Genomic DNA, 26,987 nt, shown 5'->3' on the forward strand with positions numbered 1-26,987 from the left:
TTTCTCCATACTGGCCTGATGAACCCCGGCGAAACGCTCCTCAGCACGTCCCGCACCTTCCAGCTGTGGCGATACGGCGCCGGGCACTCGCAGTTGATCCTCCGGTCCGAGTTCAGGCCGGAGACCGAGCCTGTCGAACTTCACTTCGAAGGCGTCCGGTCAGTGCGCTTCGACAGCCTCTCCTTCCCCGAGCTGACCGTGTGGCGAGACGAAGACGAAGTCATCGAGAACGACAGAGCCCGGTTCTACAACCTGCGGATCGAATTGAGGTCCCCGAAGCACACCGGCGTGATCACCGCCGGCCGCATGACCTACATCGACGGGACCTGCCCCGACGGCACGATCAAATGGCGGGTGACCTCCCCTCGCGGCGAGGCGATCGGCGGCGGAGACCGGCCCACCTGCGAGTGACAGACACCACAGGCGACAATGGAGGACGTGACAGCCACCCTGAGCAAGCCCGCACTGAAGATCGGCCCCTACGAGGTCGATCCGCCGGTCGTGCTCGCTCCCATGGCGGGCATCACCAACGTCGCGTTCCGGCAGCTGTGCCAGGAGTACGGCGCGGGGATCTACGTCTGCGAGATGATCACCGCCCGCGCGGTGGTCGAACGCCACCCCGGCACCATGCACATGATGACCTTCGGCGAGAACGAAAAGCCCAGGTCCATGCAGCTTTACGGGGTCGACCCCAAGACCATGGCCGAGGCCGTCCGCATCATCACCGGCGAGGGCCTCGCCGACCACATCGACAGTAACTTCGGCTGCCCGGTGGCGAAGGTGACGCGCAAGGGCGGCGGCGCGGCGTTGCCGTTCAAGCGCAAGCTGTTCGCGGACATCGTGCGCGAGTCGGCGAAGGCCGCGGCCGAGGCGGGCGTGCCGTTCACGGTCAAGTTCCGGGTGGGCATCGACGACGACCATCTCACGTACCTCGACGCCGGGCGGATCGCCGAGGCGGAGGGCGCGGCGGCGGTCAGCCTGCACGCGCGCACGGCCGCGCAGCGCTACTCCGGCCAGGCCGACTGGACGAAGATCGCGGCGCTCAAGGAAGCGGTCACCAGTATCCCGGTGCTCGGCAACGGTGACATCTTCTCCGCCGAAGACGCGTTGCGCATGGTCGACGAGACCGGCTGCGACGGTGTCGTGGTCGGACGCGGTTGCCTGGGCAGGCCGTGGCTGTTCGGTGAACTGGAAGCCGCCTTCGCCGGGCGTCCGCAGCCGACGCCGCCGAATCTCGGCGAGGTCGCGAAGGTCTTGCGCCGCCACACGGAACTGCTCGTCGAACACGATGGCCACGACAAGGCGATGCGGGACATCCGCAAGCACATGGCTTGGTATTTCATGGGTTTCCCTGTCGGCTCCGAACTTCGCCGCGGTTTCGCGATGTTGTCCGGTATGGACGAACTCGACGATCTCATCGCCAAGCTCGACCACGACGCCCCGTTCCCCAGCGCCGCCACCGGGCCGCGCGGACGGCAGGGTTCGCCGGGCAAGGTCACGCTGCCGCACGGCTGGCTCGACGACCCGGACGACGACTGCGTCCCCGAAGCCGAGGACATGCACTCGGGCGGCTGACCGTCCCCGTAAAGTCGGCGTCGTGATCGAGCAGCTGACCATCCCCACCGCCGCCGGTTCCTTCGACGCCATCGCGGCTGGCCCCGAAGACGGCCGCCCCGTTCTGTTGCTGCACGGATTCCCCGAGGCCGCGGTGGAATGGGAGCACCAGGTCGCGACGCTCGGCGTGCTCGGTTACCGCGCGGTGGCACCGGATCAGCGCGGTTACTCACCGGACGTCCGGCCGGAGCAGGTGTCCGAGTACAACATCGACTACCTCGTCGGTGACGTCATCGCGATCGCGGATCGCCTGGGATGGAACGAATTCGATCTCGTCGGACACGATTGGGGCGGCGCCGTCGCGTGGTGGACGGCCGACGCGCATCCCGGCAGGCTTCGCAGTCTCGCCGCGATTTCGACGCCGCATCCGGCGGCGCTGGCGGAGGCCATGAAGACCGACGAGGACCAGCACCTCCGATCGGGGTACATGACCGAATGGCGGCAGACCCGCGTCACCGAACGGCGAATGCTCGAGAACAACGCCGACGCGCTGCGCCGCCTGTTCGACTGGAAGGTGTCGCCGAGCAAGGTCGACGAGTACGTCCGGCGCCTGTCCGAACCGGGCGCGCTGACCGCCGCGCTCAATTGGTACCGCGCCGGCCGTTCCGGCGGGAAGATCGGGCCGATCGAGGTTCCGACGCTCTACATCTGGAGCACCGAGGACGCCGCCTTCGGGTCGACTGCCGCGCTCGACACCGCGAACCGGGTGACCGGCCCGTACCGCTTCGAGATGATCGAGGACGCCTCCCACTGGGTGGTGGAAGAGGCACCCGAAGCCGTCACTTCTTTGCTCGTGGAGCACCTCTCGTCCCACTAACAGGGGTAACTCTGGTCGCGGTACCGGTTACAGCGAGCCTGCTGGTTCAGTGGGTCCGGTGAACGAAACGACCGAAGTGGACACCGAACGCATCGTCTACGTCACCGAGGACGGCGAGCCGACCGGCGAAACCGCGCCCAAGCTGGCCGCGCACCACGAGCACACCAGGCTGCACCTGGCGTTCTCCTGTTACCTGTTGCGCCGCAGCGACCAGGCCCTGCTGATCACCAGCCGCGCCGCCACCAAGAAGGTGTGGCCCCGCGTCTGGACCAACAGTGTCTGCGGGCATCCCGCACCGGGTGAGCCGATCGAGGAGGCCGTCCGGCGCCGTGCCGCCTTCGAGCTCGGCTTACACCGGCTGAACGGGCTCCGCTGCGTCCTTCCGGCGTACCGCTACTCGACGCCACCATTCGATGGAGTGGTCGAGAACGAGTTCTGCCCCGTCTTCGTCGCCTGGGTCGACGAAGATCCGGAACCGCATCCGGACGAGGTCGGTGACTGGCGCTGGGTGAGCTGGAATGATTACGCACTGTTGCTGAATGATGATGTGACTGACGTGAGTTACTGGGCGAAAGATCAGTTTTCGCAGCTCAAAGACGCCGAGCCGTTTTCGGCCTTACAGAACGGCACTTCGGTGCGTGACAATGGTGCCCGACCGTCGTCCACTTGAGCGATATTCACTTTGGACCGTACTCATACCTCAAGAGATCCCTCCTATACGACGAAAACCAATTCGTGGCGGAGGTGAGCGTGGCAGCCGACGACGAGGCCGCGCTCCCATCGGGCGCGCCGTCCACCGATCTGCTCAGCCTCCACGAGTCGATCGCCGGGGTGCTCGCCACCCAGGGTGACTGGCGCCGCGCCTATCACCACCTCAAGTCCGCCTTCGACCTCGCCCGGGCCGGCAGCCTGCGGGACACGCTGACGTCCAGCTACAACCGCCGCTACCTCGACCAGTGGCTGCACGGCCCGGCGGTCGACCACCGCGGCCCGCCCGGGATCGCGATCGCACTGGTCGACCTCGACCTTTTCAAGGGCGTCAACGACACTTTCGGGCATCTCGTCGGCGATCGGGTGCTGCGTGAAGTGGCCGATCTGCTGCAGCAGGGGCTGCCGCCCGAGGCGTTCTGCGCCCGCTACGGCGGCGAGGAGTTCGCGCTCGTCATCCCGGACGTCGACGCCGCCCGCGCCGTGCGCATCGCGGACACCGCCCGTATCCGGGTCGCCCGCCATCCGTGGCGCCGGATCCGGCCCGGTCTGTCGGTGACGATCAGCGTGGGACTCTCGCACGAGAGCCGCGCGGAACCGAATCCCGCGGTGGAACCGGAACGACAGTTGCGCAGTGCCGACGCTTTGTTGTATATGGCGAAACGGGCAGGACGGAACAAAGTCGCCTATCACGACGCGGAATCTTCACGGACGATTCCGCATCCGATGAACGCTGCGGACTCAGCCGGCGCCTAGGCCACTCACTCGATCAACACTCGCACTCTGCGTAGTGGTTTCGCACGTTTTAACGCAGCTTTAACCACGACCGCTCACCCGATCGCATGGACCGCTCGGCGCTTCTCGGTACCTTGGGTGAAGAAAATTCCGGGATGGTTGTCGTCACGAACCTGAGGTGTCCGTACGATAACGAAAGAGCTTCGACCGATTCGTGAAAGGAGACCGAGTGCCCGACGAGCACCACAACCCGGGGACCGGTCGCCACAGCCAAACGGAGAGAAGTCCCGGTGAGCGCGGCCGCAGGGCCCGGCGCCGCTCGATGGACACCCACGGCGGGATCAGCGTTTCCGACGTCGTCGCACGTCATACCGGTGAACGCCCGATCTTCGACCCCGCCGCCGAGGCGCCCGCTCCGCGCCGACTCCGGCAGGACGAGCCGTCTCCGGAGCCTCCGAGACCCGGTGCGCGTGCCGCCAGGGTGGAGCCGCCCGCACCGCGTCGGTCTCGTCCGGCCGCCCCCGTCGAAAGCCCGGCGCCCGCGCCTCGTGCGGCCAACCCCGCCGCGCCGCCTGCTCAGACGCCGCCCGCGGAGACCCCGCGCCCGCCTCGCGCACGCCAGCCGCGCCGCACTCCGCAGGCCGCGCCCACCCCCGAAGCGCCGACGCAGCGCCGTCCGCCGGTGGTGAACCCGGGCGCGCAGCAGCAGCCCGCCGCCCCGGCGCCCCCGCGTCGCCCCCGCCGCCCGCCGCAGCGGCCGGTGCAGCAACCGCCGGTCGCCCCGGTCCCTCAGCCGTCCCTCTCGCCCGGTGTCCCGCCGCGGTCCGAGATGGACCGGCTCACGATGACCGACGAACTCGAAGCGATCGACGACGCGACGATCACCAAGCGCAAGATCGACCACACGCTCGCCCGGTTCTCCGCCGCGCACGACGAACTCGAGGCCGAAGAGGCCAAGAAGCGCGAGCGCCGCGAGCGGCTCGCTTCCCGTCCCGCCGCGCTGCTGGAGCAGACCCGCACGGCGCTGCAGCGCGTGGTCACGACCACCGATTCCGAGCCTGCCGAGGCCTCCGGCGAATCGTCGCCGCAGACCCGCCTGCAGGAGAAGAAGGAACGCAGGACCAAGCAGACGGCCAAAGCCGGCCGGATCGCGGCCGCCGTCGTCGCCGCGCTCGTGTTCCTCTCCATCGGTTCGGCCTGGGGCGCCCAGACCTGGTTCGACGCGAAGTTCAACAACGTCGCCTCGCTCGACGAGGACTCGGCCGACATCCAGGACGCCGCCGGTCAGACCGGCGACGAGAACTTCCTGATGGTCGGCTCCGACACCCGTGACGGCGCGGCCGCCGAAGACGGCGTCGGCGACGCGGACGGCACCCCGGGCGCCCGTTCGGACACGGTGATGATCGCGCACGTCCCCGCCGACCGGCAGCGCGTCGTCATGGTGTCCTTCCCCCGCGACCTCGAGATCAGCCGTCCCGAATGCAAGCGCTGGGACCCGGCGACGTCGTCGTACAAGGAAGAGACCTCGCCGGCGCAGAAGATCGCGAAGCTGAACACGGCCTACGCGGTCGGCGGCCCGCAGTGCGTCACGAAGGTCATCCAGCAGATCACCGGCATGAAGATGAACCACTTCGTCGGGATCGACTTCAACGGCTTCAAATCCATGGTCGACGCCGTGCAGGGCGTCACCGTGTACAACGAGAAGCCGATCGACGACACCACGCTCGGCATGATCATCCCGCAGGCGGGCGAGGTCCGGATCTCCGGCGACCAGGCGCTGAACTACGTCCGGGCGCGGCACGTCAAGGGCGACCCGACGTCGGACTACGGCCGGATCAAACGCCAGCAGGCCTTCCTCGGCGCGCTGCTGAAGACCGTGATGTCGAAGGAAGTCATCCTGGACACCGGCAAGCTCAGCGGTTTCATCGACGCGTTCGCCAAGGCCACCTTCGGCGAGAACCTCGGCATCAAGCAGATGATGACGCTGGCGAAGTCGATGCGCGGGATGGGATCGGACAAGGTCAAGTTCCTCACCGTGCCCACCACCGAAGAGGCGAACAAGCGCGGCAACGAGGTCCTGGTGCAGAGCCGGGCGAAGGCCGTCTTCGACGCGCTGATCAACAACACCCCGCTGGAAGAGAAGGCGCCGGCGCCTCCCCCGAGCGACACGGCGGCCACTCCGACCAGCTCCGCGAAGTCCGGCGGCGCCAAGAAGAGCACCAGCTCAGGCTGAGGATCATTCGTTAGTCCGGGTTCACGTCGGGTTCACTCTGGGATGCGGCTTTTGGTGCCCGTTCCCCGTAGGGTTGGGCCATGCGTGAGGCTTACCATGTCGAACTCGAACAGCTCGCCGAGAACCTAGCGAGCATGTCCCTCCAGGTCGCCGACGCGATGGAGCGGGCGACCCGGGCGTTGCTCGAGGTCGATCTCGGACTCGCCGAGCAGGTGATCAGCGACGACGCGAAGGTCGACGACGCGCGCGCCGAATGCGAGGAGCAGGCGTACGCGCTGCTGGCACTGCAGGCACCCGTCGCGACCGACCTGCGGACCGTCCTCGCCGCGATCCACGCGGCGGAAAGCCTGGAACGGATGGGCGATCTGGCGCTGCACGTGGCCAAGGCCGCGCGCCGCCGCCACCCGGACCCGGTGCTGCCCGACGAGGTGAAGGCCGACTTCGCCAAGATGGGCGAGGTCGGGGTGAGCCTGGCCCGCAAGGTCGAGCAGGTCATCAAGTCCAAGGACGTCGAGGCCGCCCGCACGATCGAGTCGGACGACGACGAGGTCGACGAGATCCACAAGCACCTGTTCACCGTCATCATGGACCGGAACTGGGACCACGGCGTCGCCGCGGCCGTCGACGTCACCCTGCTGGGCCGCTTCTACGAGCGCTTCGCCGACCACGCCGTCTCGGTCGCGCGCCGGATGATCTTCGTGGTGACCGGCAAGATGCCCGGCTACGGACCCGACGAGCTGTAGCACCTACGGACACAACGAAGGGGCCCTCCACCGCATGTGATGCGGTGGAGGGCCCCTTCGTTGTGTCAGCGCCCCGCCACGCTCACGACCGCCCCGCGAGAGGGTCGGGGGGGGGGGGCGGGCGGGGGCCGCCGCGGCGCCCCCGCGGCGGGGGGGGGCCGCCGCCGCGCCCCCCCCGGCGGCGCCCCCCCCCCCGCCCCCGCCGCCCGGGGGTGGGTGTCCGAAACCACAGTTGGGGCCCCCCCCCGGCCGCCCATGGGGATACCCCGACACTGCCTCGGGCAAGCACGGGGCCGAGCACCCGCCCCGGCGCCCAACTTGGCCCGGTGAGCGTTGCGAAAGTGGCTTTCGCAACGTCGCCTCAGCTGCCCGCCCGCGACCCCCCAAGCGTGTGAAGAGACTCAGCCGAACCGGCCCGAGATGTAGTCCTCGGTCGCCTTCTCGTCCGGGTTCGAGAAGATCTTCTCGGTGTCGTTCAGCTCCACCAGGCGGCCCGGCTGGCCGACGCCCGCCAGGTTGAAGAACGCCGTCTGGTCCGAGACCCGCGCCGCCTGCTGCATGTTGTGGGTCACGATGACGATCGTGTATTCCTTCTTGAGCTCACCGATCAGGTCCTCGATGGCGAGCGTCGAGATCGGGTCGAGCGCGGAGCACGGTTCGTCCATCAGCAGCACGTCGGGCCGCACGGCGATCGCCCGCGCGATGCAGAGCCGCTGCTGCTGACCGCCGGAGAGGCCGCCGCCCGGCTTGTTGAGCCGGTCCTTGACCTCGTTCCACAAGTTCGCGCCGCGCAGCGCGCGCTCGGCGACCTCGTCGAGTTCCTTCTTGCCCTTGGCGCCGCCGAGGCGGAGGCCCGCCACGACGTTGTCGCGGATCGACATCGTCGGGAACGGGTTGGGCCGCTGGAACACCATGCCGATGGTGCGGCGGACCTGCACCGGGTCGACGCCGGCGCCGTAGATGTCCTCGCCGTCGAGCAGCACCTCGCCCTCGACGCGGGCACCGGGGATGACTTCGTGCATGCGGTTCAGCGTGCGCAGCACCGTCGACTTGCCGCAGCCCGAAGGGCCGATGAACGCGGTGACGTTCCGCGGCGGCACCGAGAGGGTGACGCCGTCCACGGCGTGGAATTTGCCGTAGTAGATGTCCACGTCTTTGACGTCGATTCGTTTGGCCATCTCAAACAGCTCACTTCTTCTTCGGGGCGACAAGACGGGCAAAGAGCATGGCGAGGAGGTTCACGATCGCGATGATCAGCACCAGGGTGAGCGCGGCACCCCAGATCCTGTCGAACGCGACGGTTCCTTCGTCGAACGGGTTGCTGACCCGTTCGTTGTTCATCAGAAGCGGCAGAGCGGCCTGCTCGCCACCGAAGATGTCCCAGTTCACGTAGGCGGAGTAGCCGACGAGGACCAGCAGCGGTGCGGTCTCGCCCATGACCCTGGCGAGCGCCATCATGATGCCGCCGATGATGCCGGACAGCGCGGTCGGCAGAACGATCTTCATGATCGTCTTCCACTTCGGCACGCCGAGCGCGTAGGAGGCTTCGCGCAGGTCGTCGGGGACGATCCGCAGCATCTCCTCCGAGGAGCGCACGACCACCGGGATCATCAGCAGCACCAGGGCGAGCGACACGGCGAAACCGCTGCGCGGGAGGCCGAACGTGGTGATCCACAGCGCGTAGATGAACAGCGCCGCGACGATCGAGGGGACACCGGAGAGGATGTCCACCATGAACGTCGTGACCTTCGCGAGCCTGCCGCGGCCGTACTCGACCAGGTAGATCGCGACCAGCATGCCGATCGGGACCGCGATGATCGCGCAGACCACGCCCTGCAGCACCGAGCCGATGACGGCGTGTGCCACGCCGCCGCCGACCTCGTCCGACAGCACCGAGCCGAAGTCCTCGGTCCACCAGTTGCTGTAGGGGATCCGCTTGACGCCGTTGATGACCACCGTGGCGAGCAGCCACACCAGCGGCACGACGGCGATGAGGAACGACAGCCAGATCAGGGCCGTCGCGAGACCGTTCTTGGCCTTCCGCGCGAGGCTGACCTGCTGGAAGGCGGGGGTGGTGGCGGGGGTCTTCTCGAGCGTGGTGGACATGCTCAGTCCCCCTTCTTGGCGATGATGGATCGCGCGGCGAAGTTGACGACGAACGTCAGCAGGAACAGCACGAGGCCGGCCGCGATGTACGCGCCCGCCGAGATCTCGTTGTTGAGTTCCGCGTAGTCCGCCGCGATCTTCGAGGCGAACGTGGCGCCGCCGTCGAAGAGGCTCCAGGTGAACTCGCGGCCCACCGCGCCGGTCAGGATGATCGCGAGCGCGATCGTCTCGCCGAGCGCGCGGCCGAGGCCGAGCATGGAGGCGCCGATGTATCCCGCCTTGCCGAACGGCAGCACCGTGGTGCGGATGACCTCCCAGCGGGTGGCGCCGAGCGCCAGCGCGCCTTCGATGTGCGGGGTCGGGGTCCGCTCGAACACCTCGCGGGACAGCGAGGTGATGATCGGCAGGATCATCACGGCGAGCACGATGCCCGCGGTGAAGATCGTGCCGCGCATGTCCGGTGAGACGTTGCCCGCCGCGAAGATCGGGATCCACGAGAACGTGTCGTTGACCCACTGGGAGAAGGGCTCGATCGTCGGCGCGAAGACCATCAGGCCCCACAGGCCGTAGATGATCGAGGGGACCGCGGCGAGCAGGTCGATCACATAGGCGAACGGCCGCGCCAGCCGCTTCGGCGCGTAATGGGTCAGGAAGAGGGCGATGCCGAGCGAGATCGGCATGGCGATGATCAGCGCCAGCAGCGACGAGTAGACCGTGACCAGCAGCAGGCCCATGATGCCGAACCGCATGTCGCCCGGATCGGTCTGCCAGACCTGGCTCGTCAGGAAGCTCGCTTCGTCGGCCTGGAGCGCCGGAATGGCCTGCACCAGCAGGAACAGTCCGATCAGGCCGATCAGTGCGACGACGAAGACGCCGGCACCGGTGGTCAGGAACTGGAAGATGCGGTCACCGGGTCGCACCGTCCTGGAATTGGGGCTCGCGAGCGGCACCGAGGACTTCTCGGGCGGTGACGCGGCAGGTTGCTCCGAAATCGGGTCCTCCGTGAAGGTCTCGCGGACGCCAGAACGCCCACCGGGGTCGCCGGTGGGCGTTCTGGGCGAAGAGGAATCGCTCATCGACTACTTCTGTCCAGCCTGTCTTCTACCGATCGACCTGAAGGTCAGGCGATGGCCTTGACGGCGGTCAGGACCTTGTCCTGCAGGCTCTGCGGGATCGGCACGTAACCCTTGTCCCCGAGCGGCTTCTGGCCGTCCGTGGCGGCGACGGTCAGGAAGGCCTTGACGGCCTTCGCGACCTCGGCGTCGGCGTACTTCGAGCAGACGATCTCGTAGGTGGCGAGGATGACCGGGTACGCGCCGGCGACGTTGCTGCCGTAGATCGCGTCGAGGTCGAGGGCGAGGTCGTTCGAGCCCTCCTTCTTGAACTTCGCCGCGTCGAGGGACTTGGCGACGTTCGCCGCGGTCAGCTCGACACCGCCGGAGCCGCTGTCGATCAGGGCGGAGTTGAGGCCGTCCTTCGCGAAGGCGGACTCGACGTAGGTGATGGCGCCGTCGGTGGCCTTGACCGCGCTGGCCACACCGTTGGACTTCTCGGCACCGTTACCGACGCCACCGTTGAACTTCTTGCCGTCGCCCTGGGTCCAGGCGCCCTTCGAGGCGACCTTCAGGTACTTCTGGAAGTTGTCGGTGGTGCCCGACTCGTCGGTGCGGGAGATGACCTGGATCGGCTTGTCCGGCAGGTTGACGCTCTCGTTGCCCTTGACCGCCTTGATGGCCGGGTCGTTCCACTTGGTGATGCCGCCGTTGAAGATCTTGGCGGTGACCTCGGGGGTCAGGGTCAGCTTGTCGACGCCGGAGACCTTGTAGGCGACCGCGACCGGGCCGATGACGAGCGGGAGGTTCCAGGCGTCGGAGGCGCACCGGGCCTTGGCCTTCTCGGCTTCCTCACCGGACTTGAGCGGCGAGTCGGATCCGGCGAAGTCGACCTGGTTGCCGTTGAACTGCTTGACGCCGGCGCCCGAACCGCTGGGGTTGTAGTTCACCTTCTGGCCGGAGCACTTGGCGGCGTAGGCCTGCACGAAGATGTCGATCGCGGTCTTCTGCGCGGACGAGCCCTCGGCCGAAAGCGGGCTCTTGCCGCCGCATTCGACGTCGGCCGTGCCGCTGGGAGCGGCGGCGGCACCGGTGCTGCCGGGCTTGGTCGCCGCCGGGTCGGATCCACAGGCGCCGAGCACGAGGGCGGCGGTGGCCACGATGCCGATCGCGCCCGCGGGCCGCATGATCTTCACTGCATTTCCTCCACTGGGAGACTTTCGCCGGATCGGTGGAACGGGAGCGTTCCTTCCGGACCCGGACACTAAGCACCGACAGTGGACAGGTGGCCGTCAGAGGGTGAACGGCAAGTGAACAAGGCGGCCGATGTGAGCAGCGCGACTACTCCGAAAGTGGTCCGTGTCCCGGCCGTGACCTGCGCGTCTGCTCTCCGTGACCGGTCAAGTGCCGCACGTGTGAACGCGGTTACCGAGCGTATTGAACGTCTACCTCGTATCGGGTGAAGCCGAGCTTCGAATAAACAGCGAGTGCGGGGGCGTTGTCACCTTCGACGTACAAGATCACTTGGTCCAGTCCGCGGTCGCGGAGATACCGCAGCCCGGCGAGCGTGAGCGCCTTGCCGAGGCCGCCGCCCTGCGCGTCGGGATCGATGCCGACGACGTAGACCTCGCCGGCGGGCTCGCCGCCGAACCGGCCGGGAACGGCCTCGTGGACCTTCGTCCAATGGAAGCCGACGACCTCGCCGTTCTCCTCGGCGAGGAAGAAGCCTTCGGGGTCGAACCATGCCTCGGTCTCGGTCGCGCGGACGTCGTCGGCGGTCAGGGCGCCTTGCTCGGGATGCCAGTCGAAGGCACGCGCGTTGACGCGGACCATCGCTTCCTCGTCCTGGCCGGGTACAAAGGTGCGCAGTGTGACGCCTTCGCGCGTCACGGGTTCCGGCCAATCGGCTGCTTCGACGTCCGCGTGCAGGATCAGCAGCTCCCGCGCGCGCTCGAAGCCTTCGGTACCGGCGAGGTGGACGGCGGCGGGGTGATCGCCGTGCGCCCAGACCCGCAGCGGCTTCCCCGCGACGTGGTCGACGAGCGCCTTGGTGAGCGCCCTGCCGTGCCCGGAGCGACGGTGCCCGGGATGGACGAAAAGCTCGGCGACCTGGTTTCCGTGCGAATCGCCTTCGGTGTCCAGGTGCGCGTACGCGACCAACTCGCCGTCGACATGTCCCAAAAGATGCTGCCCACCGGCGAAACCGGTGTCTCGGGTGTCTTCGGGGCGGCCGTCGGTCTCGCGCACGGCGAGCAGGAAACGGCGGATCTCTTCCGTTTCCGGTTCGCCGGTCCACAGCAGTTCGAGCATGAAACCGACACTACCGGGGAACCCACAGGGCGCCCGGGCGTCTTGTCAGGCAGGAGGAGAGGGGACTCAGTGCGCGGAAAGCTCGCTCGGCTCGTAGACGCTCGCGTCCGGGGCGATGGCCTGCTTGGCCGCACCCTTGGCGGGCCGCTCGAACTTGTAGCCGACGTTGCGCACGGTCCCGATCATCTGCTCGTGCTCCGGCCCGAGCTTCGCGCGCAGGCGCCGGACGTGGACGTCGACCGTGCGCGTGCCGCCGAAGAAGTCGTAGCCCCAGACCTCCTGCAGCAGCTGGGCGCGGGTGAACACCCGGCCGGCGTGCTGCGCGAGGTACTTGAGGAGTTCGAACTCCTTGTAGGTGAGCTCGAGAGTGCGCTTGCGCAGCTTCGCGGTGTACGTCGCCTCGTCGATGACCAGTTCGCCGACCCGGAGCTCGGCGTCGACCTGCGCGGAAGCGCCGTCGCGGGTGGTGACCAGCCGCAGCCGCGCGTCGACCTCGGCGGGGCCCGCGGTCGGGAGAAGGATGTCGTCGGTGCGCCATTCCGCGCTGACCGCGACCAATCCGCCTTCGCCGACGACGGCGATGACCGGCGTGGAAGTCTCGTCCTCACCGGCGCCCTTGAGCAGGCGGCAGAGGCTCTTCGCGGAGGCGAGATCGCTGCGGGCGTCGAGGACGATGACGTCGCGGTGGCCAGCGTCGAGCAGTGCGGTCACTTCCGGAGCACGGACGCGTACGGTGTGGGGCAGCAGATCCAGGGCGGGGAGCACCGTGGTGGCATCTGCTTCCGGGGTCAGTACCAGAAGGTCCAGGCTCATCGCCGCACCGCCTTCAGTCGTGGTCGCCTCGAACGTGGCTACAGCCGGTGCTTAGTGAGAATAGCGGGTGAACAGCCGAGGACCTACCCCGTGCTGGATCGATCACACCTGGCCAAAGAGGTTTACGAAGGAGATTCGACGCAATGGTGAGCAGGCCCGTGGCGCATGACGACCGACCGTCCCCCGGCCGGTCCGCCAAGCGAGGAAAGCGCCGTGGCCGGGGCTGGCTCATCGCCCTCGCGGTACTGGTGGTGCTGCTGGTCGGGGCCGATTTCGGGGCGGCGGCGTTCGCCGAGCACACGATCTCCCAGAAGACCCGCGAACAGCTGGCTCTGCCCAACGATCCGGCCGTCACGGTGCACGGTTTCCCGTTCCTGACGCAGGCCCTTTCCGGTGACTACAGTCACATCACCATCAACGCCCAGGGCGTCGCGGTCCCGCCGAAGCTGCGGGACGTGGACTTCAACGCGGACATGAGCGACGTCACGGCGCCGCTGTCGGATCTGACGTCCGGCAACACGAAGTCGATCGTCATCGGCACCCTCAAGGGCGAAGTGACCGTCAAGGCTTCCGACATCGCGAAGCAGGCCCCGCTCGACAAGATCGAGAACCTGAAGATCGAGCCGGTCACCGAGGACTACGTCCGCAACGGCGAGAACGGCCAGGGCGAGACGACGCCGCCGACCACCAACGCGCAGGGCGAGCAGATCGACAGCTCCAGCGCGGGCATCCGGCTGTCGGGCAACGTGCAGATCGCCGGGCAGAAGGTGGAGATCTTCTGTTTCGCGATGATCGAACTCAAGGGCCAGAAGATCAGCATCGAGCCGAAGAGGCTTCAGTTCGGGAATGACAAGGAGACCACCGTCGTTCCCCAAGCGGTGCAGAACGTGCTGCTGCCGAACTTCAACGCGACCATCGACACCGGCGCGATGCCGTTCTCGGTGACCCCGACGTCGGTACGCGTGAACAGCGGCTCGGTGACCATCAAGGGTGAAGGCAAGAACGTCGCCTTCAGCGGAGCGAAGCCTCAGGGGTGACTTGCGGATGACCGGGGTGTGGGTGCTGCTGGGCGTACTGGTGCTCGGCGGCGTGGCGGGCGCGCTGCTGCAAGCGCGCAACGGCCGCATCCGCGCGGCGAAGACGGGCGCGCCCGCACTGCCCGGCCGCGTCTCGGACGCCCTCGCGCCCGAAGGCGTCACCCTGGTCCAGATCTCGACGACGTTCTGCGCGCCGTGCCGCCACACCCGCGTGATCCTGTCGGCGCTCGCGGACAGGACCGACGGCCTCACGCACGTCGATCTGGACGTCACCGAGACGCCCGAAGTCGCCCAAGCACTTTCGATATTGCGGACTCCGACGACGCTGGCCTTGACGCCGGACGGCCGGGAGGTTTTCCGCGTCGGCGGCGTTCCCCGAGGTCAGGAGCTTCTCGAAGCCCTGAAACCCCATCTGGCGAACGTCTGATCCCGAATTTTGGGAAGCGTCCCAAGGTGTGAACACGGTTCCCAACCTGAGGGAGCTCTGCGTACCCTCGTGCCCGTGAACAGGCTGCCCCGAACCTTGCTGACCCAGCGCCGCGCAGTGGATCTGTGCCGCGTTCGCAGCAGCCTGTGTCCGGCTCGCTGAACGCGCCCTGATGCCTGCGCGTGCCCTTCCGGCACGCACCTTTTCCCTCTCGTTCGCAGGAGGAACCATGTCCGCAGGACCGGCCGTCGACCCCCGTGGTCCGCGTTTCGCCGCCATCCTGACGACGATCGTGCTCGCGGTCGTGCTCATCACCCAGTGGTGGCCACTGCTCGCGGCGCAGGCGGTGGTGTTCGCGATCGGGGCCTTCATCGGGCTCAAGCCGGCGCCGTACTCCCTCCTCTATCGCTACCTGGTCGCGCCGCGGCTCGGCCCGACGGCCGAACGCGAGGACGCCGCCCCGCTGCGGTTCGCGCAGGCGGTCGGGTTCGTGTTCGCCGTCGTCGGCACGGTCGGCTTCGCCACCGGGCTGACCGCGCTCGGGTTCGTCGCGACGGCGTTCGCCCTGCTCGCGGCCTTCCTCAACGCGGCGTTCAACTTCTGTCTCGGTTGCGAGATGTACCTGCTCATCAAACGTTTCAGCCCCAGCCCTCGCGCGTCCTAACCCAGAAAGAGAGTCAGCTCCATGAGCCGTGAAGACGTCCTGGTCACCACCCAGTGGGCCGAGGAGAACCTGGACACCCCGGGTGTCGTGTTCATCGAGGTCGACGAGGACACGACCGCGTACGACAACGGACACATCCGCGGTGCGGTGAAGTTCGACTGGCGCAAGGACCTGCAGGACGGGGTCCGCCGCGACTTCGTCAACAAGGAGGGCTTCGAGAAGCTGCTGTCCGAGAAGGGCATCTCGAACGACGACCGCGTGATCCTCTACGGCGGCAACAACAACTGGTTCGCCGCGTACGCGTACTGGTACTTCAAGCTCTACGGCCACGAGAACGTGCAGCTGCTCGACGGCGGCCGCAAGAAGTGGGAGCTCGACGGCCGCGAGCTGAGCTCCGAGGACGTCAAGCGCGAGCCCGCCGAGTACAAGGCCAAGGAGCAGGACCTCTCGATCCGCGCGTTCCGCGACGAGGTCGTCCAGGCCATCGGTTCCAGCAACTTCGTCGACGTGCGTTCGCCCGACGAGTTCTCCGGCAAGCTGCTCGCCCCGGCGCACCTGCCGCAGGAGCAGTCGCAGGTCCCCGGCCACATCCCTGGCGCGCTGAACGTCCCGTGGGCGAAGGTCGCCAACGAGGACGGCACCTTCAAGACCGAGGAAGAGATCAAGGAGCTGTACTCCGACGAGGGCCTCGACGAGTCGAAGTCCACGATCGCGTACTGCCGGATCGGTGAGCGTTCGTCCATCGCGTGGTTCGCGCTGCACGAGCTCCTCGGCTACGACGCCGTGAAGAACTACGACGGTTCATGGACGGAATACGGCTCGCTCGTCGGCGTGCCGGTCGAGTTGGGAGCTAAGTGATGGCTGACGACAGCTGCGGCGCACCGGCCCAGGAGGCCACGCCCGCCGATTACGACACCCGCGGCCAGGTCGTGCTGGCAGGCAAGGTGACCGGTTCCGAGGGTCCCGTCAGCGGCGCCTTCGTGCGGTTGCTGGACGGCGGCGGCGACTTCACCGGCGAGGTGGTCTCGTCGGCCGACGGCGACTTCCGCTTCTACGCGGCCCCCGGCGACTGGACGGTGCGCGCGCTGCACCGCTCCGGCAACGGCGAAGCCTCTGTCACCGCGCAGGGACCCGGCGTGCACCAACTCGCCATCTCCGTCGCCTGACGTTTCGCGTGTGAAGGCCCCCTTCCCTCAGCCGAGGGAAGGGGGCCTTCACACGCGTGTGGGCACGGCCACGCGACCTCGGCAGGCCTGTCCGGGCAGGTAGCGACTAAAGTGCGTGGCGTGGAGATCCTGTTTACGACCCTGCTGGTGCTCGCCGGCGTCGCGATCACCTGGTTCGCCGTGTACGTCGTCTACCGGCTTTACGCGGACCAGCGCTGACCGATGACGGCTAAGGGCGACGAGGCCATCCAGGCCGCGGAGAAGCGCGCGGAAAACACGCGCGACCGGAACCTGCCGCAGTTCGACGACATGCCCATCCCGGGCGACACGGCGAACCTGCGCGAAGGAGCGAACCTCAACGACGCCTGCCTGGCGCTGCTGCCGCTCGTCGGCGTCTGGCGCGGCGAGGGCGAGGTCGACTACCCGACCATCGAAGGCCCGTACCGGTTCGGCATGCAGCTGACGATCGCGCACGACGGCCGCCCGTTCCTCACCCACGAGGCGCGTGCCTGGCTGCTCGACGAGGACGGCAAGGTCATCCGTCCGGCCGCGCGGGAATCCGGGTTCTGGCGTCCGCAGGCGGACGACACGATCGAACTGCTGCTCACCCACAACACCGGCATCGTGGAACTCTTCTACGGCAAGCCGCGTGGCAAGGCCTCGGTCCCGGCCTGGGAACTGGGCACCGACGCGGTCGTCCGCTCGTCGAGCGCCAAGGACGTCACGGCGTCGCAGCGGCTCTACGGCATCGTCAACGGCGAACTCGGCTATGTCGAGGAGCGCGCCATGATGGGCCAGGAACTCCAGCCGCACACGTCGGCGCTGCTGCGTCGCGTGGTGGGCTGACCGACTTTCCATGTGGTGGCGTGCCTACGGCGAGCACGCCGCCCTGCTCGACTGCGATTCCCTGGCACAGACGATCGCGGCACACGCCACGATTTCGGCCGCGCGTCCGCCGGGGATCGCCGAACTCGTCCCCGGCGCCCGCAGCCTGCTCGTGGTGGAAACCCCTGGCTCCGGCGCCCTCGCGGCCGCCCGTGACCTGCTGGCGGACGCCGATCTCGAACACCCGCCCGAAGGCGAACCCGGCGAGATCACTCTCGACGTCACCTACGACGGCGAGGATCTCGCACTCGTCGCGCGGGACGCCGGAGTGTCCACTGAGGACGTCGTCCGGCTGCACACCGGCGCCGTCTACACCGTGGCCTTCACCGGGTTCGCGCCCGGATTCGGTTATCTGACAGGGCTTCCCGAGCCGCTGCGGCAGCCGCGGCTGTCGACTCCGCGCACTCGCGTGCCGCCGGGTTCGGTCGGGATCGCGGGCGAGTTCACCGGCGTCTACCCCCGCGTCTCGCCCGGTGGCTGGCGGCTGATCGGCCACACCCGGACCGTCCTGTTCGACCCGCGCGCCGACCCGCCCGCGCTGCTGTCGCCCGGCGACCGGGTGCGGTTCCGGAGTGCGGGATGAGGGCGCTCGAAGTGGTCGAGACCGGCCCGCTCGCGCTGATCCAGGACCTCGGCAGGCCCGGTTACGCGCATCTCGGTGTCCCGCCGTCCGGAGCGCTGGACGTCCCGGCGCTGAAACTGGCCAACCGGCTCGTCGGCAACACCGAGGACGCCGCGGGCGTCGAGTGCCTGTTCGGCGGCCTGCGACTGCGCGCGTCGGCGTCCTGCACCGTCGCGGTGACCGGCCCGGCCGTCACCGTCGAGGTCGACGGCCGCGCCGTCGGCTCGCACGCGCCGGTGTGGCTGGCCGCGGACCAGGTCGTGACGATCGGCGCACCCGCCACCGGTTTGCGGTGCTACCTCGCGGCTTCCGGCGGGATCGCGGTCGAGCCTGAACTCGGCAGCCGTTCGCGGGACGTCCTTTCGGAGATCGGGCCCGCGCCGCTGAAAGCGGGCGACGTCCTCCCCCTCGGCGTGCCCTCCCTGGCCGGAGGCGCCGACGTCGTCCTGCCCACGATGGCTCCGGCGGAGATCGTCGTACTGGTCGACCCGGGACCGCGGGCGCACTGGTTCGAAAACCTCACGGCCGGCCTCGCGAAGGCCTGGACGGTGACGGCGGAATCCAACCGCGTCGGGCTCCGGCTCGACGGGCCCGCCTTGGCTCGCGGGGACGAATACGCGGAGCGGGAACTGCCGAGCGAAGGCCTGTTGACCGGCGCCGTGCAGGTGCCGCCGAACGGGTTGCCGGTGGTGTTCTTGGCGGATCATCCAACTACCGGTGGTTACCCGGTGGCGGCCGTGGTGAGACAGGCGTCACTCCCGGCGCTCGCGCAGGCCCGACCCGGAACCCTTCTCCGCTTTCACTCGTCCACGAAGGTGTGGAACTGGTAAAGGTCGACGGTGGCACAGGTGTCATCGACACAACTTCGGTCCCCGTCCAACCCGAACTCCCGCAGTCGCTGCGGATCGCACTGGCCACCGGTCAGATGCGGCGCCCGCTCGGCGACACGCTCCGCCCGCTTCTCGATCTCTTCGCCGACGGCGAATATCAGGTCACCGGCCCCGAACGGCTCGCCGAGGACCGCTACCTGACCCCGAGCGCCGACTGGCCGCCCGCCGACGTGTCGCGCGTCGGCTACTACCGGACGGCGATCAAGAGCGGGCACCGGCCGGTCGCGGTCGTGCTGGAGACCACCGACGCGGCGGTGATCCTCGACGGTCACCACAAGATCGCGGCCTACCGCGAAGAAGCGATCCTGCCGCACCTGCTGATCATCAGTCCGCTGGGTTGATGGACACCCCGCGGTTCCGCGATCCCCAGACCCGGATCGACGATCTCGTGGACGAGCCGATCCTGGTCGTCTGCCCGCGCTGCTCGCGCCGTGCCTCGGTCACCTCCGAACGGCTGACGTGTGCCGGCTGCGCTCTGGTGCGTGTTCCTCCCCGCCCGGACCACAGGGTGTGGGGCGGTTCGATCGACCCGTTCTTCCGCGAACCCCTGTGGCTGCGCGCCGAGTGCTGCGGCGGGAACACCCTCTGGGCGTTCCACGTCGGCCACCTGGACCTGATCGAACGGTTCGTCGCGGCGACGCTGAGGGAACGCGGACTCGGGGATCGCCCCGGCCTGACCTTGGTCGCGCGCCTGCCCTCGTGGATGACGACGGCGAAGCACCGGGCCGAGGTCCTTCGCACCATCGCCAAGCTGCGCGCGACGCTCAGCTGATCGCGTACTCGCTTTCGTACGCGGCGGCCAGTTCGGCGTGGATCGCGCTGGAGTCGGTGAGCGCGACGCCGTCGAGCGTGTGCACCCTGGTCAGCTTGCGGACCGACGAGGCGAGGAACAGCCCCTCGCCCTCGATGAGGTCCGAGACCTTGAGCGGCTCGACCTTGACCGACCAGCCCGCGCGCTCGGCGCCCCGGAACAGCGCCGCCTGCGTCGTGCCGGGCAGGATGCCGATGGTCGCCGGCGGCGTGTAGATCGTCTTCTCCTTCGCGAGGACGACCGTCGACGTCGGCCCCTCGAAGACCGATCCGTCGGCGGCGGTGAAAATCACATCGCTCGCGCCGCGGCGGCCCGCCTCCCGCAGCGCGGCCATGTTGACGCCGTACGAAATCGACTTCGCGCCCAGCAACAGCCACGGCGCGCGCTCGGCGAGATCGGGCTCGATACCGCGCTCGAGGGTGATCGCCGCGACGCCTTCGACACGGGCCCGCTGGACCTTCTCGTCGATCTCGACACCGAGCGCGAACCCGAACGGCTTCGCTTCCGGATCGCCGTCGATTCCCCTGGTGTACACCAGTTTCAGCGCGATTTCGGACGGGCCCGACCAGTTGTCGATGACGGTCTGCGCGGCGCGCTCCCAGTCCGCGAGGTCCGGCTCCGGCAGGTCGAGCATGGCCGCGGAACGGGCCAGCCGCTCGAGGTGCGGGCGGAGCTCACGAGGGCGCCCGTCGACGACGAGGATCGTCTCGAACACGCCGTCACCGCGAAGCAGCCCGAGGTCGTCTACCCGCAGGTGAGCGGCTTCGGGGTCGGCCAGGGTCCCGTCGAGAAAGGCAAGCACGCGCATGGGGACACGGTACTCACTAGCATGGGTTTCATGCCCTACCGCTCCCCCCTGCTCGACCTTCCCGGACCGATCGCGGCTCCCGACGGGCATCCCGAAGAGGGTGTCCCGTGGCATTGGGGAGACCCCTTCGCCGAGCAGCGGACGGCCGCGCGCGGCGCGGTCGTGATCGACCGTTCGCATCGCGAGATCCTGGCCGTGACCGGGGAAGAACGGTTGTCCTGGCTGCATTTGGTGATCTCGCAGCACGTCACCGGGCTCGCCGAAGGCACCGGCACCGAAGCGCTCGTCCTGGACAGCCTCGGCCGCGTCGACACCCACATGGTCGTCGCGCACGCGGACGGCACGGTGTGGCTGGACAGCGACCGGGGCGCCGTGGCCACCAGCGCGCTGCCGTCCGGCGGCAAGCAGACCCTGCGTGACTACCTCGAAGCGATGAAGTTCTGGTCCAAAGTGGACATCCGCGATGTGTCGGACGAGCTGGCGTTGCTGACCGTCCTCGGACCCGAGGCGGACCGTGTGCTGGCCGCCGTGGATGTTTCTTTGGGCTCGGACCCGTACTCGGTCGTGCCGATCCCCGGCGGTTTCGCGCGACGAATGCCGTGGCCCGGACGGCACAGCGTCGACCTCGCCGTGCCCCGCGCCGAACTCGCCGACTGGTGGCGCCGCCTGACCGACGCGGGCGCGCGCCCCGCGGGCAGCTGGGCGTTCGACGCGCTGCGGGTCGAATCGCTGCGCCCGCGGCTGGGCCTCGACACCGACGACCGCACGATCCCGCACGAGGTGAACTGGGTCGACTCCGCCGCGCACGTGGCGAAGGGCTGCTACCGCGGACAGGAGACCGTCGCGAAGGTCCACAACGTCGGGCGGCCGCCGCGGTACATGGCGCTGCTGCACCTGGACGGTTCGCCGGAGATCACGCCGGAAACCGGCGACCCGGTGCTGCTTGGCGAGCGAACGGTCGGCCGCGTCGGCAGCGTGGTGCAACACCACGAACTGGGCCCGATCGCGCTGGCGCTGGTCAAGCGCTCCACGCAGCCGGGCGCGGAACTACTGGTCGGCGCCGAGGACCGCGTCGTGCAGGCGGCCATCGACCCGGACTCCGTGCCGGGAGAGGCACCGGCTCCCGGACGGGAAGCGGCTCAGCGACTGCGGGGTTGACCGGCTTCCTGCGGGCTTGTTGCTTGCGCGGGCTTGCGTTGCTTGCGCGGGTTTGCCGGTTGCGTTCCCGTTACGGTCCGTGAGGGCCTCCTTGCCTACCTTGAGGGTAGGGAAGGGGCCCTTCGCTACCTTGCGACTCTCGCGGCGCGGTCCGTGAAGGCCTCCTTGAGGGACTCTGGGTCCCTCAAGGAGGCCTTCACGGACCTGCAGCGCGTCACTTTCGCCTCACCAGTCACAGCAGCCTCGCCCGTCACATTGGCTGCGCGTGAAGGACCCTTCCCTCGGCTGAGCGATGGAAACTCGCCCTTCGCTCGCGTCCAAGTACATGAAGGCCCCCCTTCCTTGCGCTAGACGCAATAAAGGGGGCCTTCATGTACTCCCCCGCCGCGCCCACCACCACAGCCATCCACAAGTTGTCCACAACCCCATCCACCTGTGGACAACTTGGCCGACCAGCGCTTTTCCGCCCCCACCCCCGGTAGACTGGACCAGGGGCCGCCCCCGGGACGGGTGGGGGGCGCGCTCTGGAAGGAACCGAAAGAGCAGCGCGGCGGCGGAGGGTGTCGTGAGGGGCGGAGATCCTTGTGGTATCGCTCCCTGCGGAACATTTCCGCTGGAGCGCGATAAGCTACGCGGGTGATCGAAGTCCGGCCCGGTGGTCGCCGTCGTATCGACCGCGTGCTCGGCCCTGGGTATCTCAGCGACCTCGGCGAGCTGACCCTTTCCGTGCTGCGCGAGCGCCGTGACGAGGCCGCGCAGGAGGAGACCGACCTGTCGTACCTGCGGCGTCTGCTGCACGCGCGGATCGACATCGTGCGGGCCGAGCAGAAGCGCCGGACTTCGGGCGGTGACGAAAGCAGCGTCGTCGAGCGGCTTGCCGCGATCCTGGCGGACAACGCGATCGGCCCGGCCACGGGTTCGGGCAGGCATCAGCGGCTGGAGCCGTCGCGCGCCGGCGAGCACCGGCGGTTCGCCGAGGCGCTCATCGGCGACACGGATCTTTCCGATGTCAGCACGCTGTCGGACGAGAAGCTGGTCAACGCCCTCAACCGGTACGCCGACGAAGAGGTCTCGGTCTCTTCGTACCGCCGCGAGGTGCAGGGCGTGATGGACACGATCAACGCCGAGATCGCGACCCGGTACCGCAAAGGCACGGCATCGGTCGACGACCTGCTCGACACCGAACGCGGCGGGTCCGAGTGACGAATCCCGTCCTGGTCGAGGTCGTCCGGTCCGGGTTCGTGGAGAGCACGCACCGCGGCGCGCTCGTGATCACCGCCCCGGACGGGTCGGTGCGGTTCGCCGCGGGCGACATCGAGCGGCCGGTGTACCCGCGCTCGTCCAACAAACCCCTGCAAGCCGTCGGGATGCTCCGCGCCGGTCTCACGATCGGCGACGAAGAACTCGCGCTGGGCTGCGGATCGCACAACGGCGAGCCCGGCCACGTCGAGGGCGCCTTGTCGATGCTTTCCCTCGCGGGGCTGACCGAGGACGCGCTGGCCTGCCCGCCCGCCTTCCCGCTGCACGAGCCGAGCATGCTAGCCGTGGCCTCGGCCGGGAAACGCCGCGCCGCCATGAACTGCTCCGGCAAACACGCCGCGATGCTCATGACCTGCGCGCAGCTCGGCTGGCCGACCAAGGATTACGCGGCCGCGACCCATCCGCTGCAGAAGGTCGTCCAGGCCACGGTCGCCGACCTCACCAGCGAGACGATCGAAACGGTCGGCGTCGACGGCTGCGGTGCCCCGCTGTTCGCGTTCTCCCTCACCGGCCTCGCCCGGTCCTTCGGCAGGCTGGTCACCGCGATGGGCGGACCGGACCGCCGCGTCGCCGACGCCGTGCGCGCGCATCCTTGGCACGTCGCGGGCACCGGCCGCGAGGACACCGTGCTGATGCGGAACGTCGAGGGCCTGCTTTCGAAGGGCGGCGCCGAGGGAGTGCACGCGTTCGCTCTCCCGGACGGCACGGCCCTGGCGCTGAAGATCGACGACGGCGCCGCCCGCGCCCGGATCCCGCTGCTGCTCGCGACCCTGCGTCACCTCGGCATCGAGCCGGGCGACGAAGCCGGGGACCTCGCGCGCAACGCGGTCCTGGGTGGCGGGAAACCGGTCGGCGAGCTGAGGGTCGTCAACGGTCTCTTCGGCTAGTTCGCGCGTTCCCGCGCGGCCAGGTCACCCCAGAAGTCCCGCAGGTCGGCGAACAGTTCCGCCAGCTCGTCGACGTTGCCGGTGCGAAGCGCGTCGATGATGTCGTGCACTTCTTCGGCGGTCGTGTCGGCCTGCAGGATCGCGTCGCCGAAGAGCTGCACGAGACCGCCGTAGTCGAGTTCGACCGCGGAACCGGGGTGGAAGCTGTCGAGCCAGCGTCGCGTTTCGAGCAGCACCCGGCCGGGCCCTGAGTCACCGAAGGTCGCTTCGAGCAGGTCTCCGACCTCGCGAGCGCGATGCCGCGCGTCGGCCATGGACACCCGCCACGACACTTCGCGCTCGGGGTCGTCGCGGCCCTTGCCCAGTTTGACCCGGCGCATCCCGGGATCGAACAGTACGAACCACGGAAGCGGGACGGTCCACGTCGTCGAGAGCGTGTGCGAAGCCGAAGCGGACAAGTCGCCGATCGCGGACTTCGCCCGCGAGCGGATCGTGTCGAGCGACGCCCCGCCCGCGTCGAGCACCGCGTTCTTCAGCGCCGGATGCGCGTCGCCGAGGAAGGTCACCAACGCCGCGGCCGAGCGGGCGCGGATCTCCATCGGGCAGATCAGCGGGCCCGGACCCGCGTCGCCGTGCTCACCCTCGGGCACCTCTTCGGGGCCCATGACGAGGACGTCGGTGATGAGACTGGGCGCGGGCCTGCCGTCAGCGAGTTCGGCGGGCAGCAACCGTCCGACGTGCTGTGACTTGAGCCACAGTGCCTGCTCGCGCTCGCCCGCGGCCGAACGATCGAGCCGGGCCGCTTCGACGGCCTCGAGCAGGCGTTCGTCCGGTGGATCCCCCAGCGCGAGCAGGGGCTCATAGACGCGGAGGTAAGCCGCGAACGGACGGCGCACACGAGCATCGTGGCACGCCGACCTGCGACTATCGCCACCGACCGGCCGGTAACCGGCGTCCGGAGAACACTGTCGCCACCGGCACACCGTGCCACGTCGCATCCAACCCCCCGGACACGGTACGGTGTCAGCAGGAAATAATTGTCGAGACGATGCGGGGCCGCCGATTCCCCCGGCCGCCCCGCCCCTGTGCGAGGGGGTCGAGCCATGGGGCGCGGCCGGGCTAAGGCCAAGCAGACGAAGGTGGCGCGCGAGCTCAAGTACAGCTCGCACGAAACCGACTTCGATGCTTTGCAGCGCGAGCTGTCCAGTAGTTCCTCGGAAGACAGGCACGAGGACGACAAGCGGTATGACGACGACCCGTACGACGGGTACGACGACTACCGCCGCTGAGCAACGCGTGACACGCGAGGGTGGATCCGGGTTTGCCCGGGTGACCGCCCTCGCGTGTCGCGTGCTGCCCAAAAACGAGGAGGTGCCATGTCCGACGTAGAACGAGTAGGCGTCATCGGAGCCGGGCTCATGGGCTCCGGCATCGCCGAGGTGCACGCACGGGCCGGTCTGGACGTGATCGTCACCGAGGTGAACCAGCCGGCGCTGGATTCCGGGCGAGCGCGGATCGAGAAGTCGCTGCAACGCGGCGTCAAGAACGGGAAGCTCTCGCAGGAAGACGCCGACGCGGCGCTCGGACGGCTCCGCTTCACCACCGAGATCGGCGAGTTCGCCGACCGCGACCTCGTCATCGAGGCCATCCTGGAACAGGAGCAGGCCAAGGTCGAGGTGTTCCGGTCGCTGGACAAGATCGTCGAGCGTGAGGACGCGGTGTTCGCGTCCAACACCTCGTCGATCCCGATCATGAAGCTCGGGATGGCCACCGGCCGCCCGCAGCAGGTGGTCGGCATCCACTTCTTCAACCCGGTCCCGGTGCTGCCGCTCGTCGAGCTGGTGCCCTCGCTGCTGACCAGCGACGACACCGCCCGCCGCGCGGAGGAGCACGCGACCACGGCGTTGAGCAAGACGGTGATCCGGTCGCAGGACCGCGCCGGATTCATCGTGAACTCGCTGCTCGTGCCGTATCTGCTGTCGGCGATCCGGATGATCGAGTCGGGCTTCGCGTCGGCGGAGGACATCGACCGCGGTATGGAGCTGGGCACCGCGCACCCGATGGGCCCGCTGCGGCTTTCGGACCTGATCGGCCTGGACACCATCAAGGCGATCGCGGACTCGATGTACGCCGAGTTCAAGGAGCCGCTGTACTCGTCGCCGCCGCTGCTGCTGCGCATGGTCGACGCCGGCCTGCTCGGCAAGAAGACCGGCCGCGGCTTCTACAGCTACTCCTGATCGACCAGGACCCCGCAATTAGTCACCTACTTGCGGTGCTCGTACGTCCGAACACCGCAAGTAGGTGACTAATTGCGGGGTCCTAGACTCGGGGGTGTGGGACAGGGACAGCTGCGCGTGGGTCTGGTCGGTGCCGGTCCGTGGGCGAAGACGGTGCACGCGCCGGGACTCGCCGATCACCCCGGAGTCACGTTGCGCGCGGTCTGGGCCAGGCGTCCTGAAGCCGCGAAGGAGCTGGCCGAAGCACACGGCGCGCAGGCTGTCGACAGTTTCGAGGAGCTGCTCGACCAGGTGGACGCCGTCGCGTTCGCTGTGCCGCCCGCCGTGCAGGCGGAGCTGGCGGTCAAGGCCGCCGAGGCCGGAAAACACCTGATCCTGGAGAAGCCGATCGCCGCGGATCTCGACGGCGCGCGGCGGCTCGCGGACGCGGTGGAGGCCGCGGGGGTGGCCGCTCTCGTGGTCTTGATTCTGCGTTTCTCGCCGATGACCCGCGAGTGGCTCGACGGCATCAAGGAAGCCGGCGGCTGGCGGGGCGGTGGCGCGCGATGGCTTTCGGGTGCGCTGCTGGGCGGCCAGTATCAGTCGTCCGCGTGGCGGCATGACTCCGGCGCGCTCGCCGACATCGGTCCGCACGCCCTCGATCTGCTGGACGCGGCGCTCGGTGAGATCACCGAAGTGCTCGCCGCGCATCGGACCGATGACGATCTGTGGCAATTGCTGTTAGCCCACGAGGGTGGTGCGACCAGTACGGCGACCCTGTCGCTGCGGCTGCCGATCCAGCCGACGGTCGTCGAAGTGGCCGTTTACGGCGAGCACGGTTACCGCACTTTGGGCCGCAAGCCGGGCGCGGCAGGCGAGTCGTATACCGCGCTCCTGGACGATTTCGCCGCCATGGCCGCGAGCGGAACGACGTCGCACCCGTGTGACGTGCGTCGTGGCCTGCATCTGCAAAACCTGCTCGAACACGCGCGGCGGCTCGCCGGACACGGCAAGTAGTACACAGG

Annotated in this window: 31 protein-coding genes; 23 read left to right on the forward strand and 8 right to left on the reverse strand. The window is 68.6% G+C overall.

Annotation, left to right across the window (positions count from 1 at the left end):
• Positions 1-18: 18 nt before the first annotated feature.
• From ACIHAO_RS00440 to phoU, 7 genes are all read left to right on the forward strand, one after another.
• Positions 19-411 (forward strand): hypothetical protein, encoded by a 393-nt coding sequence (locus tag ACIHAO_RS00440; RefSeq protein WP_396554067.1) that lies wholly within the window; start codon positions 19-21, stop codon positions 409-411.
• 18 nt (positions 412-429) lie between these two features.
• Positions 430-1,575: a tRNA dihydrouridine synthase DusB gene (gene dusB, locus ACIHAO_RS00445; protein ID WP_396554068.1), complete on the forward strand. Its 1,146-nt coding sequence runs from the start codon at positions 430-432 to the stop codon at positions 1,573-1,575.
• Between the two features lie 22 nt (positions 1,576-1,597).
• On the forward strand, positions 1,598-2,431 hold the full coding sequence (locus tag ACIHAO_RS00450; protein ID WP_396554069.1) for an alpha/beta fold hydrolase: 834 nt from the start codon (positions 1,598-1,600) through the stop codon (positions 2,429-2,431).
• Between the two features lie 58 nt (positions 2,432-2,489).
• Positions 2,490-3,101: an isopentenyl-diphosphate Delta-isomerase gene (gene idi / locus ACIHAO_RS00455; protein ID WP_396554070.1), complete on the forward strand. Its 612-nt coding sequence runs from the start codon at positions 2,490-2,492 to the stop codon at positions 3,099-3,101.
• Between the two features lie 65 nt (positions 3,102-3,166).
• A complete protein-coding gene (locus tag ACIHAO_RS00460) occupies positions 3,167-3,895 on the forward strand; it encodes a GGDEF domain-containing protein (protein ID WP_396554071.1) in 729 nt (242 codons plus the stop codon).
• An 808-nt stretch (positions 3,896-4,703) separates the two neighbouring features.
• Positions 4,704-6,107: an LCP family protein gene (locus tag ACIHAO_RS00465; protein WP_396554764.1), complete on the forward strand. Its 1,404-nt coding sequence runs from the start codon at positions 4,704-4,706 to the stop codon at positions 6,105-6,107.
• An 80-nt stretch (positions 6,108-6,187) separates the two neighbouring features.
• The gene (phoU, locus tag ACIHAO_RS00470) at positions 6,188-6,850 is read left to right on the forward strand and encodes a phosphate signaling complex protein PhoU (RefSeq protein WP_396554072.1); all 663 of its coding nucleotides are present in this window, start codon (positions 6,188-6,190) and stop codon (positions 6,848-6,850) included.
• 401 nt (positions 6,851-7,251) lie between these two features.
• On the opposite strand, the gene pstB is transcribed toward phoU, so the two are convergent.
• The 6 genes from pstB to ACIHAO_RS00500 all read right to left on the reverse strand — a co-directional run bounded on the left by pstB (position 7,252) and on the right by ACIHAO_RS00500 (position 13,131).
• The gene (gene pstB, locus ACIHAO_RS00475) at positions 7,252-8,028 is read right to left on the reverse strand and encodes a phosphate ABC transporter ATP-binding protein PstB (protein ID WP_125679661.1); all 777 of its coding nucleotides are present in this window, start codon (positions 8,026-8,028) and stop codon (positions 7,252-7,254) included.
• 10 nt (positions 8,029-8,038) lie between these two features.
• On the reverse strand, positions 8,039-8,956 hold the full coding sequence (pstA, locus tag ACIHAO_RS00480; RefSeq protein WP_396554073.1) for a phosphate ABC transporter permease PstA: 918 nt from the start codon (positions 8,954-8,956) through the stop codon (positions 8,039-8,041).
• Positions 8,957-8,958: 2 nt separating this feature from the next.
• Entirely contained in the window at positions 8,959-9,876 is a 918-nt protein-coding gene (gene pstC, locus ACIHAO_RS00485; protein WP_396554765.1) for a phosphate ABC transporter permease subunit PstC, read from the reverse strand.
• 200 nt (positions 9,877-10,076) lie between these two features.
• A complete protein-coding gene (gene pstS / locus ACIHAO_RS00490) occupies positions 10,077-11,204 on the reverse strand; it encodes a phosphate ABC transporter substrate-binding protein PstS (RefSeq protein ID WP_396554074.1) in 1,128 nt (375 codons plus the stop codon).
• A 229-nt stretch (positions 11,205-11,433) separates the two neighbouring features.
• Positions 11,434-12,318 carry a mycothiol synthase gene (gene mshD, locus ACIHAO_RS00495; RefSeq protein WP_396554075.1) on the reverse strand — a complete coding sequence of 295 codons (885 nt, stop codon included), beginning with the start codon at positions 12,316-12,318 and terminating at the stop codon, positions 11,434-11,436.
• A gap of 66 nt (positions 12,319-12,384) precedes the next feature.
• Positions 12,385-13,131 carry a DNA-binding response regulator gene (locus ACIHAO_RS00500; protein ID WP_396554076.1) on the reverse strand — a complete coding sequence of 249 codons (747 nt, stop codon included), beginning with the start codon at positions 13,129-13,131 and terminating at the stop codon, positions 12,385-12,387.
• A 143-nt stretch (positions 13,132-13,274) separates the two neighbouring features.
• On the opposite strand from ACIHAO_RS00500, the gene ACIHAO_RS00505 reads away from it, so the two are divergent.
• From ACIHAO_RS00505 to ACIHAO_RS00550, 10 genes are all read left to right on the forward strand, one after another.
• A complete protein-coding gene (locus ACIHAO_RS00505; protein ID WP_396554077.1) occupies positions 13,275-14,168 on the forward strand; it encodes a DUF2993 domain-containing protein in 894 nt (297 codons plus the stop codon).
• Positions 14,169-14,175: 7 nt separating this feature from the next.
• Positions 14,176-14,595: a TlpA family protein disulfide reductase gene (locus ACIHAO_RS00510; protein WP_396554078.1), complete on the forward strand. Its 420-nt coding sequence runs from the start codon at positions 14,176-14,178 to the stop codon at positions 14,593-14,595.
• A gap of 229 nt (positions 14,596-14,824) precedes the next feature.
• Positions 14,825-15,259 (forward strand): DUF4395 domain-containing protein, encoded by a 435-nt coding sequence (locus ACIHAO_RS00515; RefSeq protein ID WP_396554079.1) that lies wholly within the window; start codon positions 14,825-14,827, stop codon positions 15,257-15,259.
• Between the two features lie 21 nt (positions 15,260-15,280).
• A complete protein-coding gene (locus ACIHAO_RS00520; protein ID WP_396554080.1) occupies positions 15,281-16,117 on the forward strand; it encodes a sulfurtransferase in 837 nt (278 codons plus the stop codon).
• The gene (locus tag ACIHAO_RS00525) at positions 16,117-16,425 is read left to right on the forward strand and encodes a DUF1416 domain-containing protein (protein ID WP_396554081.1); all 309 of its coding nucleotides are present in this window, start codon (positions 16,117-16,119) and stop codon (positions 16,423-16,425) included. Before ACIHAO_RS00520 ends, ACIHAO_RS00525 begins: the two co-directional genes overlap by 1 nt.
• 222 nt (positions 16,426-16,647) lie before the next feature.
• Positions 16,648-17,271: an FABP family protein gene (locus ACIHAO_RS00530; protein ID WP_396554082.1), complete on the forward strand. Its 624-nt coding sequence runs from the start codon at positions 16,648-16,650 to the stop codon at positions 17,269-17,271.
• A gap of 10 nt (positions 17,272-17,281) precedes the next feature.
• Positions 17,282-17,893, forward strand: a complete 612-nt coding sequence (gene pxpB / locus ACIHAO_RS00535; protein ID WP_396554083.1) for a 5-oxoprolinase subunit PxpB — start codon at positions 17,282-17,284, stop codon at positions 17,891-17,893.
• Positions 17,890-18,762 (forward strand): biotin-dependent carboxyltransferase family protein, encoded by an 873-nt coding sequence (locus tag ACIHAO_RS00540; RefSeq protein ID WP_396554084.1) that lies wholly within the window; start codon positions 17,890-17,892, stop codon positions 18,760-18,762. The genes pxpB and ACIHAO_RS00540 overlap by 4 nt, the downstream gene beginning before the upstream one ends.
• A complete protein-coding gene (locus ACIHAO_RS00545) occupies positions 18,750-19,163 on the forward strand; it encodes a hypothetical protein (RefSeq protein ID WP_396554085.1) in 414 nt (137 codons plus the stop codon). The genes ACIHAO_RS00540 and ACIHAO_RS00545 overlap by 13 nt, the downstream gene beginning before the upstream one ends.
• On the forward strand, positions 19,163-19,594 hold the full coding sequence (locus ACIHAO_RS00550; protein ID WP_396554086.1) for a TFIIB-type zinc ribbon-containing protein: 432 nt from the start codon (positions 19,163-19,165) through the stop codon (positions 19,592-19,594). The genes ACIHAO_RS00545 and ACIHAO_RS00550 overlap by 1 nt, the downstream gene beginning before the upstream one ends.
• On the opposite strand, the gene ACIHAO_RS00555 is transcribed toward ACIHAO_RS00550, so the two are convergent.
• Entirely contained in the window at positions 19,587-20,441 is an 855-nt protein-coding gene (locus ACIHAO_RS00555; RefSeq protein ID WP_396554087.1) for an aminodeoxychorismate lyase, read from the reverse strand. The genes ACIHAO_RS00550 and ACIHAO_RS00555 overlap by 8 nt on opposite strands.
• Positions 20,442-20,471: 30 nt before the next feature.
• Here ACIHAO_RS00555 and ACIHAO_RS00560 point away from each other — a divergent pair, with 30 nt between their 5' ends.
• The 3 genes from ACIHAO_RS00560 (at position 20,472) to ACIHAO_RS00570 (ending at position 23,746) form a co-directional block, all read left to right on the forward strand.
• Positions 20,472-21,599 (forward strand): folate-binding protein YgfZ, encoded by a 1,128-nt coding sequence (locus ACIHAO_RS00560; protein ID WP_125784888.1) that lies wholly within the window; start codon positions 20,472-20,474, stop codon positions 21,597-21,599.
• A gap of 636 nt (positions 21,600-22,235) precedes the next feature.
• Entirely contained in the window at positions 22,236-22,802 is a 567-nt protein-coding gene (locus ACIHAO_RS00565) for an aerial mycelium formation protein (RefSeq protein WP_125797676.1), read from the forward strand.
• Positions 22,799-23,746, forward strand: a complete 948-nt coding sequence (locus tag ACIHAO_RS00570; RefSeq protein ID WP_396554088.1) for an asparaginase — start codon at positions 22,799-22,801, stop codon at positions 23,744-23,746. Before ACIHAO_RS00565 ends, ACIHAO_RS00570 begins: the two co-directional genes overlap by 4 nt.
• Here the strand turns inward: ACIHAO_RS00570 and ACIHAO_RS00575 are convergent.
• On the reverse strand, positions 23,743-24,642 hold the full coding sequence (locus tag ACIHAO_RS00575; protein ID WP_396554089.1) for a hypothetical protein: 900 nt from the start codon (positions 24,640-24,642) through the stop codon (positions 23,743-23,745). The genes ACIHAO_RS00570 and ACIHAO_RS00575 overlap by 4 nt on opposite strands.
• 207 nt (positions 24,643-24,849) lie before the next feature.
• On the opposite strand from ACIHAO_RS00575, the gene ACIHAO_RS00580 reads away from it, so the two are divergent.
• From ACIHAO_RS00580 to ACIHAO_RS00590, 3 genes are all read left to right on the forward strand, one after another.
• Positions 24,850-25,035 carry a DUF3073 domain-containing protein gene (locus ACIHAO_RS00580; protein ID WP_125679640.1) on the forward strand — a complete coding sequence of 62 codons (186 nt, stop codon included), beginning with the start codon at positions 24,850-24,852 and terminating at the stop codon, positions 25,033-25,035.
• Positions 25,036-25,122: 87 nt separating this feature from the next.
• Positions 25,123-25,983 (forward strand): 3-hydroxybutyryl-CoA dehydrogenase, encoded by an 861-nt coding sequence (locus ACIHAO_RS00585; RefSeq protein WP_125784883.1) that lies wholly within the window; start codon positions 25,123-25,125, stop codon positions 25,981-25,983.
• A 96-nt stretch (positions 25,984-26,079) separates the two neighbouring features.
• On the forward strand, positions 26,080-26,979 hold the full coding sequence (locus ACIHAO_RS00590) for a Gfo/Idh/MocA family protein (protein ID WP_396554090.1): 900 nt from the start codon (positions 26,080-26,082) through the stop codon (positions 26,977-26,979).
• Positions 26,980-26,987: the final 8 nt, after the last annotated feature.

Source organism: Amycolatopsis sp. NPDC052450 (assembly GCF_044547565.1).
Lineage (GTDB): Bacteria > Actinomycetota > Actinomycetes > Mycobacteriales > Pseudonocardiaceae > Amycolatopsis.